Genomic DNA, 13,064 nt, shown 5'->3' with positions numbered 1-13,064 from the left:
GGAACGCGTGGTTGACCCCGGTCACCCGTGTCGGTGGTTGAGAGAGCGCCGGTGCAGGTCGGACGCGCTCTCTGCGGCAGGGTGAACGCATGCACACTCCCCGGACCGCGGCTCTCGCCGCTCTGCTCCTGCTCGGCATGACCGGCTGCGTCTCCGTCCCCTCGGCACCGCGGCCGGCACCGGCGCCGAGTCTGGTACCGGCGGGAGACCGGCTGCCGTCGCCCGTCGAGCCGAGCCGCGCCCTCCAGCCCCCGACGCGCGGGACTTTGGCGTCCACCGGCCCGATGGAGCAGCGGAAGGCGAAGCAGGAGACCGGGGAGAGGGCCGAGGGCGGGGCCGGGGGGAAGGTGCGGAGCAGGCCGGTCCCGCGGCAGCGCCCCGCGCCCGCCCGCCGGGCCGCCCCGGAACCCGAGCACCAGCGCCCGCGCCCCCGGCCCCAGCAGCCGCGCCCACCGCAGTTCCGTACGAGCCACGACATGCGTGGCGTGTGCGAAGCGTCCGAGGGCCTGACGGACCCGAACATCACCGCCTTGTGCCGCGACACCTACGGCTCCGGACGGAACTGACCCGCCCCCGGCCGGGGTCAGGAATCGGCGAGCACCACACAGCTCTGCGGCGGCAGCCGCAGCAGCCCGTCACGGTCCGGCGGCGCCACCTCGCCCCAGGCCGCCGCGATCCGCCCGCCGCCGCCGAGCGCGATCTCGGCCGGCTCCTTGGCGAGGTTGACCGCCACCCGCAGGTCGCCGCGCCGGTACGCCAGCCAGCGCGCCTGCTCGTCGAAGGCGACCTTCACGGCGGCCAGGTCCGGGTCCGACAGGTCGGGCAGCGCACGGCGCAGCGCGATCAGTTCGCGATGCCACGCCAGGAGCCCGGCGTGCGGCTCACGCTCCCGCTCCGACCTGTCCAGGCACGAACGCTCGCGGGTCGCCGGGTCCTGCGGGTCGGGCACCTGGTCCTCGGACCAGCCGTGCGCGGCGAACTCCCTGCGCCGGCCCGCCCGTACCGCCTCCGCGAGCTCCGGGTCGGTGTGGTCGGTGAAGTACTGCCAGGGCGTGGCGGCGCCCCACTCCTCGCCCATGAAGAGCATCGGCGTGTACGGACCTGTGAGCACCAGCACCGCCGCGCACGCCAGCAGGCCGGGTGAAAGCGTGGCGGAGAGCCGGTCGCCGAGAGCCCGGTTGCCGATCTGGTCGTGGGTTTGCGCGTAGCCGAGGAAGCGGTGCGCGGGAGTGCGCGTCACGTCGAGGGGACGACCGTGGGTCCGGCCGCGGAACGCCGAGTACGTGCCGTCGTGGAAGAAGCCGTGGGTCAGCGTCTTGGCGAGCGCCGCCATCGGGGCACGGGCGAAGTCCGCGTAATAGCCCTGCGACTCGCCGGTCAGGGCGGTGTGCAGAGAGTGGTGGAAGTCGTCGTTCCACTGGGCGTGCAGACCGAGACCGCCCTCGCCCCGGGGCGTTGTCGTCCGCGGGTCGCACCGGTCGGACTCGGCGATCAGGAACAGCGGGCGACCCAGGTCGCCGGCGAGGGCGTCGACAGCGGCCGACAGCTCTTCGAGGAATGTCAGTGCCCGGTCGTCCACCAGCGCGTGCACCGCGTCCAGCCGCAGGCCGTCGAGCCGGTAGTCGCGCAGCCAGGCCAGCGCGCTTCCGATCAGATAGGCGCGCACCTCGTCGGAGCCGGGTGCGTCGAGATTGACCGCGGAGCCCCAGGGCGTGTGGTGCGCGTCGGTGAAGTACGGCCCGTAGGCGGGCAGATGGTTTCCGGACGGGCCCAGATGGTTGTGGACCACATCGAGCACCACGCCCAGGCCGTGCCCGTGCGCGGTGTCGACAAAGCGCTCAAGTGCCTGCGGCCCCCCGTAGGGCTCGTGCACCGACCAGGGGGAGACCCCGTCGTAACCCCAGCCGTGCACGCCGGGGAAGGAGCAGAGCGGCATCAGCTCCACATGGGTGATACCGAGTTCCGCCAGTTCGCCCAGCCGTGCCGCGGCCGCGTCGAGCGTGCCCTGCGGTGTGTACGTACCGATGTGCAGCTCGTACAGGACCGCGCCCTCCAGACCGCGTCCCGGCCAGTCCTTCCGCCAGGCGTAGGAGCCCTGTTCGACGACGGCGCTGGTGCCCTCGGGGCCGTCCGGCTGCCGGCGCGAGCGCGGGTCGGGCCGCACCGGGCCGCCGTCCAGGGCGAAGCCGTACCTGGCGCCGTCCCCGGCCTCCGCTTCGGTGACCCACCAGCCCTCCCGGCCCTGCGCGCGCTCCATCGGATGCTCGGCACCCTCGAGCCACAGGGTGACCTGGTCCTCGGCGTTCGGCGCCCACACTTCGAACAGCAGCACTGGCGTCCCCTCGTCGTCGATGCCCTATCCATCCATGTTCTGTCCACACATCCTGGCAACAACGCGGTCTTCAGGCGCCGAGCTTGGGCCATTAAGGTCACGGAGCATGTCGACGCCGCCGACTCCGCTGCCCCTCTTCCCTCCCGGCTTCCTGTGGGGAGCGTCCACCTCCGCCTTCCAGACCGAGGGAGCGGCCGACACTGAGGGCAAAGGGCCGTCCGGCTGGGACGTCTTCGCCGCCCGGGGCCGAATCAAGGACGGGTCCGACGCCGCGCGCGGCACCGGCTTCCACGAGCGCTACCGCGAGGACGTCGCGCTGCTCGCCGGACTCGGCGCGGACGCGTTCCGCTTCTCCGTCAGCTGGCCGCGGGTCGTGCCCGCAGGCAGCGGCCCGGTCAACTCCCGCGGTCTCGACTTCTACGACCGGCTTGTCGACGAACTGTGCACCCACGGCATCACTCCCGCGGCCACCCTTTATCACTGGGACACCCCGCTCCCGCTGGACGAGGCCGGCGGCTGGCTTCGCCGCGAGACGGCCCTGCGCTTCGCCGAGTACGTCTCCGTCGTCGCGCAGCGGCTCGCCGACCGCGTCCCGATGTGGATGACCGTCAACGAGCCGGCCGAGGTCACCCTGCTCGGTTACGCACTCGGAGAGCACGCCCCCGGCCGGCAGCTGCTCTTCGACGCGCTGCCGGCCGCCCACCATCAGCTGCTCGCCCACGGTCTCGCCGTCCAGGCGCTCCGCGCGGCCGGCGCCGAACAGGTGGGGCTCGCCGTCTCCCACTCGCCGGTGTGGACGGCCGGGGAGAGCGACGAGGACCGGTTCGCCGCGGAGCTGTACGACACGATCACCAACCGGCTGTTCGCCGACCCGCTCCTCACCGGCGCCTACCCGGACGAGAACTTCACCGCCCTGATGCCGGGCCCGGTCGCGGACGACCTGAAGGTCATCGCACAGCCGCTCGACTTCTACGGCGTGAACTACTACCACCCGATGCTCGTCGGTGCCCCCGCCGCGGACGCCCTCGACGGCTTCGCCGGTGTCGGCATGCCCGAGGAACTTCCCTTCGGGCTCCGTGAGATCGACACGGCCGAGCGTACCGACTTCGGCTGGCCCGTCGTCCCCGACGGACTGCGCGAACTGCTCGGCTTGCTCAGGGACCGGTACGGCGACCGGCTGCCGCCCGTCGTCATCACCGAGAACGGCTGCTCGTACGACGGCCTCGACGACCGGCGCCGCATCGCCTTCCTCGACTCCCATCTGCGGGCCCTGCACCGGGCGATGGTCGAAGGCGCCGACGTCCGCGGCTACTTCACCTGGTCGCTCACCGACAACATCGAATGGGCCGAGGGCGCCTCGCAGCGCTTCGGCCTGGTGCACATCGACTACGACACGCTCCGCCGCACTCCCAAGGCCTCCTACGCCTGGTACCGGGACGTGATCGCCGCGCAGAAGCGCGAGACCGGAGGCTGACCCGGGGGTGCACGGCGGTCCGGACGCCCTCGGGCGCCTCCGTCAGTGCTGCTACGCCGGCAGGAAGTGGACCCGCTCCTGGACGACCGGATGGCCGGCCCTGGCGAAATTCGCGGCCATGGGGAAGTTCTGCTGGTCGGTGGCGCCCGCGATGAACTCGGCGCCCGGTTCGGCGAGATGGTGTGTGCACTCCGCCAGCAGGTCGTACGCGTAACCGCGTCCGCGCTGATCCGGGACGACTCCGATGAAGCCGACGCACGGGCCCGACGGGTTGTGCGCCGGGATGTGGATGCCGACCGGTTCACCGTCCGGGGTGTGGGCGAGCTGCCACCATTCGCGGGGCGAGGGGCACCAGTTGAAGAAGTCCAGCTCTTCCTGGGCCGCCCTGTCGAGGCCGCCCTCCGCGACGCCGGATCGTCCATCGCCAATTCGACCGGACGACGGCCACAACAGACGGCCGACTGTGCCCATGCTGGCGGAATCCGTGCTTCCGCGCTGGTCAGGGCAGGCACCGGAGCCGCTCCTTCTGGACACCTCGGCCCCTTCGGCCCGACAATCTGAAACGTGACGTCCTCCTACGAGTTCAACACGTATCCCGCACGGCTCTCCGATGCCGAGCGCGAGCGTGTCCTCGACGTGCTCAGAGAGGGCGCGGCCCAGGGCAAGCTGTCGCACGAGACCTTTGTGCACCGGATGGAACTGGTCCTCACCGCACGCCGCCCGGAGGAGCTGACGGCGCTCACCGCAGACCTGGTGGAGGAGAGGCGCTGGTCGCGCCGGCTGTACGGAGCGGTCGGCCGGATCTCCGCGTTCTCGGTCCGGCTGCGCCGGGCCTGGCAGGCGGAGAAGCTGCCGCCGCTGCTCCTGCCCGAGCCCGGCCCGCACCCCCTGCGCATCGGCCGCGACCCGGCGAACGGCCTGCGGCTCAGCCACGACACGGTCTCCCGTATGCACGCCGAGCTGAGCCACCAGGGCCGGCTGTGGGTGCTGCGCGACCTCGGCTCGACGAACGGCACCACCGTCAACGGCCGCAGGGTCGTCGGTGCGATCGTGGTGGGCGACGGGGACATGGTCGGTTTCGGCAGCATGAGCTTCCGCCTCACCGCCCGCTGAGGCAGGCGGGCCGGGCGGGGGCTTTGCCCCAGGGCCGGTACGGTCCGGGCGGCGGCTCGAGCACCGTTCCAGGGCGGTACGGGGTCCGGTTCCGGGAAGGCGCGGGGATGGGCCACTGCCCGTGCAGCAGCCGCCCCTGCCCCTACCTCGGCCCCATCCGCCTCAGCAGCGCCACCGGACGGCGGACGAACAGGTCACGGACGCGGACGCGGCCTCCGGTGAACTCCCGTTCCGGCAACAGCACGTCCGTCCACCGCCCCGTCGGCAGCGGCAGCTCCGTGTCCCGCCAGCCACCCTCACGCTCCAGTCGCAGCGACAGCCGCGTCACGGCGGTGACCACCTCGCCGGAGCGGCAGAAGGCCACGCAGTGGCCGGCGGCCGGCCCCGCGGCCACCAGCGGGGCGTACGTCCCGGCCGCACCGAAAACCTCCGGCGCCCCCCGCCGCAACCGCAACGCGGCCGTGGTGAGCGCCTCCTTCTCGGCACCGAGGCCCTCGCAGGGCGCGGCGAAGGAGACCGGACGCCGGTTGTCCGGGTCGACCAGCGCAAGGAACTCCCGCTCCGAACCCTGGTACACGTCCGGCACCCCCGGCATCGTCAGATGCAGCAGCGTCGCTCCGAGCACATTGGCGCGCGCGTAGGGCGCCAACTCGTGGGCGAACCGCGCCACCGAGTGCTGCGGCGGCCCCGCCGGCCCGGCGTCGACGAACGCCGACACCGCCTTCTCGTACGCCGCGTCCGGCTCCGTCCAACTGGTGCGCAAGCCGGCCTCCCGTACGGCCTTGAGCAGCGCGGTCTCCAGGCGGCCCGCGTCGGGCGGGCCGAAGCCGACCGCCGTCTGCCAGGCGGCCCACGCGACCTGCGGGTCGGGCGCGGTGCCGCCGGGCACGTTCTGCGCATCCTCGGTGATCTGCGCGAGGAAGTCCGCCCAGCGCTCGGGACATTCGGAGAGCACCGCGATCCGGGCCCGCACGTCCGCACTGCGCTTGGTGTCGTGCGTCGTGAGCACGGTCCCCGTGGCGGGCCAGTCGCGCGCCACCTTGGCGCAGTACGCGTGGAACGCCTCCGGGGCGACGGCCGGTTCGCCGGGCTCGCCGCCGACCTCGTTCGCCGAGATCAGCGGCCCGTACCGGTAGAACGCCTTGTCCTCCACGGACTTCGCCCGCAGCGCGGACGCCGTCTGCGCGAAGCGGGCGCGGAACGCCTCGTGGTCCGGGCCGGTGCCGAGGCGGCCGAGCGCCAGGTCACGGACGAGGTCGACGGCGGACGACTCGTCCGGCACGGTGAAGGTCTCCTTCGCCAGGCGAGCCGCCTCTTCGGGCAGCGCCGCCTCGTCGCCCGCCCGGTAGGGGCGGTAGACGGGGACGTGGACCAGCAGTTCCCGTATCGCGTCGCGCAGCGCCCACGGCGCGTGGTCGCGCAGCCGCGGGTCGGCGCTGCACGCCCGCTCGGCGAGGCGCACGAGCGCGGTGCTCTCCGCGGCCAGCTCATGGGTCACCACCTCGTACGCCGCGCGTCGCCGCGTCGCCTCCCAGCGGCCGCCCAAGTCCTCGGCCGCCTCGGTGAACCGACGGTGGTCGGCGGCCAGTTCCGCCGCTCCGGCAGGGTCGGTGAACAGGCCGTCGATCCGGCGCAGCGCGTCGTACCCCGTGGTGCCGGCGACGGGCCAGCTGTGCGGCAGCGGCTCGTCCCCGGTGAGGATCTTCTCCACGACGATCCAGCAGTCCCCGCCGGTCGCCTCGTCGAGCCGGCGCAGATACCCCTCCGGGTCCGCCACGCCGTCGGGGTGGTCCACCCGCAGGCCTTCGACGACCCCGTCCCGTACCAGCTCGAGGATCTTGGCGTGGGTGGCGTCGAAGACCTCCGGGTCCTCCACGCGCACGCCTATCAGCTCCGAGACGGTGAAGAACCGCCGGTAGTTCAGTTCGGTGCGGGCCAGCCGCCACCAGCAGAGGCGGTACCACTGGGCGTCCAGCAGTTCGGTCATCGGCAGGTCAGCCGTCGATCCGCGCAACGGGAAGCGCTGTTCGCCGTAGTGCAGTACGTCCCCCTCGACGTGCATCTTGTCCGTCTCGTCACCGATGCGCCCGGCGAGGACCGGCAGCAGGATCTTCCCGTCGCCGGCCTCCAGGTCGATGTCGAACCAGCGCGCGTACGGCGATGCCGGCCCCTCGCGCAGCACCTCCCACAGCGCGTGGTTGTGGCGAGGAACCGCGGCCATGTGGTTGGGGACGATGTCCAGGACGAGCCCCATGCCGTGTTCCCGTGCCGTGCGGGACAGCTCCCGCAGCGCCGTCTCGCCGCCCAGCTCCTCGCGGACGCGGCTGTGGTCGACGACGTCGTAGCCGTGCGTCGAACCGGGCACCGCCTCCAGCACCGGTGACAGATGCAGATGGGAGACGCCGAGCGCGGCTATGTGCGGCACGGCGGCCGCGGCGGCCGCGAAGGGGAAGCCGGGCTGGAGCTGAAGCCGGTACGTGGAGGTGGGCGTCATGCGAACATACGTACCCGGCCGGAGGGGTTCCTGCGCCCCGGCCCCGGGGAGCGCATCGGCCGACCGGGTGAACCGAGGGCACGCGCGGGTCTGCCACCTGGACGGGGCCGGTTAGATGTGCATCACACCGGCCGCCGTCCGGCGCCGGGCGCTATGCCGGACGCCTCAGCACCGTCATGCTGCGGCCCACCAGCCGCAGCTCGTCCCCTGCCGACACCATCGGACCCTGGCCGGGCGGGACCCCTTCCTTGCGGGCCGTGTCCACGACGACCTGCCACTCCTCGCCGTGGCTCACCGGCACGGTGAAGTCCAGCTCCTCCCCACTCGCGTTGAACATCAGCAGGAACGAGTCGTCCGAGATGCGCTCCCCCCGAGGCCCGGGCTCCGAGATCGCGTGACCGTTGAGGAAGACCGACAGCGCCTTGGCGTGCGCGGCCTGCCAGTCCCTGGCGACCATCTCGTCGCCCTGCGGGGTGAACCAGGCGATGTCGGTGAGCTCGTCGTGCGTCCCCTCCACCGGCCGGCCGTGGAAGAACCGCCGGCGCCGGAAGACGGGGTGGTCGCGCCGCAGCCACACCATCGTCTTGGTGAACGCCAGCAGCGAGCCCTCCTCGTCGTCGCCCGGCTCCGGCCAGTGAACCCAGGCGAGCTCGTTGTCCTGGCAGTACGCGTTGTTGTTGCCGCCCTGGGTGCGGCCGAACTCGTCGCCGTGGCTGAGCATCGGCACGCCCTGCGAGAGCATCAGCGTCGCGATGAAGTTGCGCATCTGGCGTTCGCGCAGCTCCAGCACGCCCTCGTCGTCCGTGTCGCCCTCGGCCCCGCAGTTCCACGACCGGTTGTGGCTCTCGCCGTCGCGGTTGTTCTCGCCGTTGGCCTCGTTGTGCTTGTCGTTGTAGGAGACGAGGTCGCGCAGGGTGAAGCCGTCGTGGCAGGTGGTGAAGTTGATCGACGCCAGTGGCCTCCGGCCGTCGTCCTGGTACAGGTCGGAGGAGCCGGTCAGCCGGGACGCGAACTCGGCGAGGGTGCGCGGTTCGCCGCGCCACAGGTCGCGCACGCAGTCGCGGTACTTCCCGTTCCACTCGGTCCACAGCGGCGGGAAGTTCCCCACCTGGTAGCCGCCCTCGCCGACGTCCCACGGCTCGGCGATCAGCTTGACCTGGCTGACCACCGGGTCCTGCTGCACCAGGTCGAAGAACGACGACAGCCGGTCCACCTCGTGGAACTGGCGGGCTAGGGTCGCGGCGAGGTCGAAGCGGAAACCGTCGACGTGCATCTCGGTCACCCAGTAGCGCAGCGAGTCCATGATCATCTGCAGTACGTGGGGACTACGCATGAGCAGCGAGTTCCCTGTGCCCGTGGTGTCCATGTAGTAGCGGCGGTCGTCCTCCATCAGGCGGTAGTAGGACTCGTTGTCCAGGCCGCGGAAGGAGAGCGTGGGGCCAAGGTGGTTGCCCTCCGCCGTGTGGTTGTAGACCACGTCGAGGATGACCTCGATGCCCGCCCTGTGCAGCGCCCGGACCGCTTGCTTGAACTCGAGCACCTGCTCACCGCGGTCGCCCCAGGAGGCGTAGGTGTTGTGCGGGGCGAAGAAGCCGATGGTGTTGTAGCCCCAGTAGTTGCCCAGCCCCGCGTCGACCAGTCGGTGGTCGTTGACGAACTGGTGGACCGGCATCAATTCCAGCGCGGTGACGCCCAGTTCCGTCAGATGGGAGATGACGGCGGGGTGGGCGAGCCCGGCGTAGGTGCCGCGGAGCTCGGGCGGCAGCTCCGGGTGGAGCATGGTCAGGCCCTTCACATGGGCCTCGTAGATCACCGTGCGGTGGTAGTCGGTGCGCGGCAGCCGGTCGTCGCCCCAGTCGAAGTACGGGTTGACGACCACCGAGGTCATGGTGTGCGGGGCGGAGTCGAGGTCGTTGCGGGAGTCCGGTCTGCCGAAGTGGTAGCCGTAGACCGACTCGTTCCACTCGACCGAGCCGCTGATCGCACGCGCGTACGGGTCGAGCAGCAGCTTCGCGGAGTTGCAGCGCTGCCCGCGCGCCGGCTCGTACGGGCCGTGGACCCGGAAGCCGTAGCGCTGGCCGGGCATGATGCCCGGCAGATAGGCATGCCGCACGAACGCGTCGGTCTCGCGCAGCTCCACCGCTGTCTCCGAGCCGTCGTCGTGCAGCAGACACAGCTCGATCCGGTGTGCGGCCTCCGAGTGCACCGCGAAGTTGGTGCCGGCGCCGTCGTACGTGGCGCCGAGGGGGTACGCCTGTCCCGGCCAGACCTGCATAGATTCGACTCTTCCATTCTGATCCGGGTAATGGGAGCTACTCGGACAAGATCCTCCCCCAAAGTGGTGCGACCTCCTAGCACTTCGGGCCGTCCTACCGGGTGACTGCGCCGGTGTCGACCGGGCGGGTGTACGCATCGGTGTGCGGTGCCCGACGGGCGCCGGTTGGTGCCGTGTCCGGCGTCCGAAGGGTCCCGCGGCGTCGTCAATGCTATGAATCCCCTCACTCCACAAAGCCCGGCCTGATCGGAACAGGGCGCATGATCAGCTGAGTTGGGTAAATTCCCCGACCGATCCTGGTGCACCGCCTCCCGCTGCGGGAGTAGGCTTCCTTGATCGTTGGAGACGGGCGTCGGATACGCAGAAGGCGGTGCGCGGGTGAGCTCGGGAGGGCTGGAGCTACCCCCCGGTGACACGGGTCACGAGGGGGGAGACTCCGCCGAGGTCCCGCCAGGAGCGGTCTCGCTCGCGCGGCCGATGGAGATAGGGGCGGAGCTGGACTGGGGTGCGGACGCCTGGAGCGAGGTGCGTACGCGCGCCCAGCGCGCTGGACGCGCCTACATCTGGCTGAATCTGGTCGAACAGCGGCTGCGGGCGGTCGTGGCCGCCGTGCTGCGCCCGGTCTACGAGCCGGTGCACGGCGACGACTGGGTGGTCGCCGCGGCCGGTCCGGCCGGCCAGGAGTGGGTACAGCGGGCCGTGGCGGTACGGGAGGTCTCCCGCCGCAAGGGGTATCTGCTGGACCCGGCGGACGACAACGTCCTGTGCTTCCTCACGCTGCCGCAGCTGCGTGAGCTGATGATCCAGCACTGGCCGTGCTTCGAGCCGTACTTCGACGACCGGCGCGACGTGGAGCTGGCGCTCGACGAACTCGAGGTGGCCCGGAACGTGGTCTCGCGCAACCGCGCGCTCAACGAGGCGGTGCTCGCCCAGGCCGAGCGGGCCTCGTCCCGGCTGCTGGAGATACTCGGCAACGGCGCCGGCGTCCCCTCGGCCGACCGGCTCCGCGTCGACGCGGTGGAGGACCTCGTCGGCGACCGGTACGCGGACGTCGTGTCCGTCCACCCCGACCGCGTGAGGCTCCAGCGCCAGCTGCCCGCCGAGGACCTCTTCGGCGGCGCACGCCGCCTCGACGCGATCGGCATAGGGCTGAACCTTCTGGTCCAGAACTTCTCCGGCCGCAGGCTCGTCCGCCTCGCCGAGTCCGGATGCCGGGTCCGGCTGGTCTTCCTGAACCCGGCGAGCAGCGCCGTCAAGCGCCGTGAGCGCGAACTGGGCATCAAAAAGGGCGAGTTGAGCCGCACAGTGGAGATGAACATCCTCCATATGCGTCGCGTCCGCTCCCGGCTGCGGGACCCGGGGGCCTTCGAGATCCAGGTCTTCGACGAGACCCCCCGTTTCACCGCCTATCTCGTGGACGGCGACGGCCCCGACGGTCTGGCCGTCGTCCAGTCCTATCTCCGCCGGGCCCGCGGCATGGAGGCGCCGGTGCTGGTGCTGCGGGGCGGCGGGCGCTCCGTGGTGCGGGCCGGGCAGGACACCGAGGCAGGGCTGTTCCAGACATATCGCGAGGAGTTCGAGTCGGTCTGGACCGATTCACGCCCGGTGTCCTGAGTGTCCACCTCGAACCGGCTGTCAGTGGTGCGTGCGAGAGTGGTCGTCAACTGGGGGAAGCACCACCGCACCACCGAGAAGGGGGCATCATGTCCTGGCACCGCGAGCTGCTGGCCGGCTTCGATCTGGAGACGACGGGGACCGACCCGCTCGAGGCACGTATCGTGACGGCCGCGGTCGTCGAGCTGCACGCGGGTGAGCCGGTGCGGAGCCTCGGGTGGATGGCGGACCCGGGGATAAGCATCCCTGCGCAGGCCTCCGCCATCCACGGCATCAGCAACGAGCGGGCTTCGGCGGAAGGCCGGCCCCCGAGCGAGGTGGCCGACGAGATCGCCGCCGCGCTGTGCGGTCACTGGCTGCGGGGTGTCCCGGTCGTCGCGTACAACGCCGCCTTCGACCTGACGCTGCTGGCGGCCGAGTTGCAGCGGCACGGTCTGCCCTCGCTCGCCGAGCGGCTGGACGGCCGGCCGATCGGCCCCGTGATCGACCCGTACACGATCGACCGGGCCGTCGACCGCTACCGCAAGGGCAAGCGCACCCTCGAGGCGGTCTGCGCCGAGTACGGGGTGGTGCTCGCCAGCGCCCACCACGCCGACGCGGACGCCCGGGCCGCGGTCCTGGTGGCCTGCGCGATAGCCGAGCGACACGCCATGGTGGCCTCGCTCGCCGTGGCGGAGCTGCACGACCGGCAGGTGGACTGGTACGCCACGTGGGCGGCGGACTTCCAGAGCTTCCTGCGCCGCAAGGGCACCGCGGACGCGGTGGTCGACGCATCGTGGCCGATGCGCGAACTGGCGCCCGTCGCCGGCTGAGGCGCACGCGCAGGGAGAAGGAGGACCGGCCTCAGAAGGGGTACCACCGCACCTCGGGGTCCCCGTCGCGCAAGGAGGCCACCCTGCGGCGGAACTCGGCCAGTGCCTGGGGATTCGACGGGGCGTGCTGGGCGACCCATGCGCAGCTGGCCGTTTCACGGGCACCGCGCAGGACGGCGCAGCCGTCCCACTCGCGCACGTCCCAGCCGTAGGCGCCTGTGAACGTGGCGTACGCCTGAGGGGCGAGGCCGTAGCGGTCGCGGGACAGGGCCATGACCACCAGATCGTGCTCCCGCAGATCCGACGAGACGGTCTCCAGGTCCACCAGGACCGGGCCGTTTGGACCCACATGGACGTTGCGCGGGAGTGCGTCGCCGTGGATCGGGCCCGGCGCGAGGTGCGGGGACAGTCCGGCGGCGGCAGCCGCGAAACCGTCGCGGCGTGCCCGCAGATAGTCGGCGTCGGCCGGGTCGATCGACTCGCCGGCCAGCCGCAGCCAGCGTTCGACACCGCCGAGCAGCTCACGGCGGGGCAGTTCGAAGGAAGGGGGAGCCAGTGCGTGGACCCGGCGCAGCAGATGCGCGAGGTCGGCGGGCTGCGCGGGGCGCACCGCATCGGGCAGTCGGTGCCACACCGTCACCGGATGGCCTTCGACCAGCCGCGAGCCGGGCTCGGCCGCCCGTACCGCCGGCACACCGGCCGCCTCCAGCCAGCCGGCTACCGCCACTTCCCGCTCCGCACGTCCCAGCAGACCGGCGTCCCTGCCGACCTTCACCACCACCTGGGCCGTCGCGAACACGGCATTCTCCCCGAGCGCCAGCAACGCCGCCCCCGCCGGGAAGCCGGCCGCCGCCAGTACCTCGCGTGCCCGTGTCTCGTCCATGGCCTTCTCCCGGCACCGTCGTGAATCCGACAAAGTCTCGCATCCACGCAGGTCGCCTTGACGAGGC

The 13,064-nt window shown here is 71.7% G+C and carries 9 protein-coding genes and 1 pseudogene; 5 read left to right on the top strand and 5 right to left on the bottom strand.

Annotated features, from left to right (window positions below):
- Positions 1–89 precede the first annotated feature (89 nt).
- Positions 90–566 carry a hypothetical protein gene (locus IE198_RS03965; RefSeq protein ID WP_189882576.1) on the top strand — a complete coding sequence of 159 codons (477 nt, stop codon included), beginning with the start codon at positions 90–92 and terminating at the stop codon, positions 564–566.
- A gap of 17 nt (positions 567–583) precedes the next feature.
- Here the strand turns inward: IE198_RS03965 and treZ are convergent, their stop codons facing one another.
- On the bottom strand, positions 584–2,329 hold the full coding sequence (gene treZ / locus IE198_RS03960; RefSeq protein WP_189882836.1) for a malto-oligosyltrehalose trehalohydrolase: 1,746 nt from the start codon (positions 2,327–2,329) through the stop codon (positions 584–586).
- Positions 2,330–2,438: 109 nt separating this feature from the next.
- Here treZ and IE198_RS03955 point away from each other — a divergent pair, with 109 nt between their 5' ends.
- The gene (locus tag IE198_RS03955) at positions 2,439–3,806 is read left to right on the top strand and encodes a GH1 family beta-glucosidase (protein ID WP_189882574.1); all 1,368 of its coding nucleotides are present in this window, start codon (positions 2,439–2,441) and stop codon (positions 3,804–3,806) included.
- 51 nt (positions 3,807–3,857) lie between these two features.
- Here IE198_RS03955 and IE198_RS03950 read toward each other — a convergent pair.
- A pseudogene (locus IE198_RS03950) lies at positions 3,858–4,214 on the bottom strand (GNAT family N-acetyltransferase); the annotation flags it as partial.
- A gap of 156 nt (positions 4,215–4,370) precedes the next feature.
- Between IE198_RS03950 and IE198_RS03945 the strand changes: the two are divergent.
- Positions 4,371–4,919, top strand: a complete 549-nt coding sequence (locus IE198_RS03945; protein WP_189882571.1) for a DUF1707 and FHA domain-containing protein — start codon at positions 4,371–4,373, stop codon at positions 4,917–4,919.
- A gap of 142 nt (positions 4,920–5,061) precedes the next feature.
- On the opposite strand, the gene treY is transcribed toward IE198_RS03945, so the two are convergent.
- Positions 5,062–7,413: a malto-oligosyltrehalose synthase gene (treY, locus tag IE198_RS03940; protein ID WP_189882569.1), complete on the bottom strand. Its 2,352-nt coding sequence runs from the start codon at positions 7,411–7,413 to the stop codon at positions 5,062–5,064.
- 151 nt (positions 7,414–7,564) lie between these two features.
- A complete protein-coding gene (gene glgX, locus IE198_RS03935; protein WP_189882567.1) occupies positions 7,565–9,688 on the bottom strand; it encodes a glycogen debranching protein GlgX in 2,124 nt (707 codons plus the stop codon).
- 378 nt (positions 9,689–10,066) lie between these two features.
- Here glgX and IE198_RS03930 point away from each other — a divergent pair, with 378 nt between their 5' ends.
- A complete protein-coding gene (locus IE198_RS03930) occupies positions 10,067–11,302 on the top strand; it encodes a DUF5919 domain-containing protein (protein WP_189882565.1) in 1,236 nt (411 codons plus the stop codon).
- A gap of 89 nt (positions 11,303–11,391) precedes the next feature.
- The gene (locus IE198_RS03925) at positions 11,392–12,114 is read left to right on the top strand and encodes a 3'-5' exonuclease (RefSeq protein WP_189882563.1); all 723 of its coding nucleotides are present in this window, start codon (positions 11,392–11,394) and stop codon (positions 12,112–12,114) included.
- 31 nt (positions 12,115–12,145) lie between these two features.
- On the opposite strand, the gene IE198_RS03920 is transcribed toward IE198_RS03925, so the two are convergent.
- Positions 12,146–12,997, bottom strand: coding sequence for a phosphotransferase enzyme family protein (locus IE198_RS03920; protein WP_189882561.1), 852 nt, complete (start codon positions 12,995–12,997; stop codon positions 12,146–12,148).
- Positions 12,998–13,064: the final 67 nt, after the last annotated feature.

The sequence above is a fragment of the Streptomyces xantholiticus genome (genome assembly GCF_014651015.1).
GTDB classification, from domain to species: Bacteria; Actinomycetota; Actinomycetes; order Streptomycetales; family Streptomycetaceae; genus Streptomyces; species Streptomyces xantholiticus.
Note: the sequence above shows the minus strand (reverse complement) of the source record. Positions and strands in the feature narration are given on the sequence as shown.

Coding starts and splice junctions, on each gene's coding strand:
- treY (WP_189882569.1), bottom strand. CDS start 7,413: ATGACGCCCACCTCCACGTACCGGCTTCAGCTCCAGCCCGGCTTCCCC.
- IE198_RS03925 (WP_189882563.1), top strand. CDS start 11,392: ATGTCCTGGCACCGCGAGCTGCTGGCCGGCTTCGATCTGGAGACGACG.
- IE198_RS03955 (WP_189882574.1), top strand. CDS start 2,439: ATGTCGACGCCGCCGACTCCGCTGCCCCTCTTCCCTCCCGGCTTCCTG.
- IE198_RS03965 (WP_189882576.1), top strand. CDS start 90: ATGCACACTCCCCGGACCGCGGCTCTCGCCGCTCTGCTCCTGCTCGGC.
- glgX (WP_189882567.1), bottom strand. CDS start 9,688: ATGCAGGTCTGGCCGGGACAGGCGTACCCCCTCGGCGCCACGTACGAC.
- IE198_RS03920 (WP_189882561.1), bottom strand. CDS start 12,997: ATGGACGAGACACGGGCACGCGAGGTACTGGCGGCGGCCGGCTTCCCG.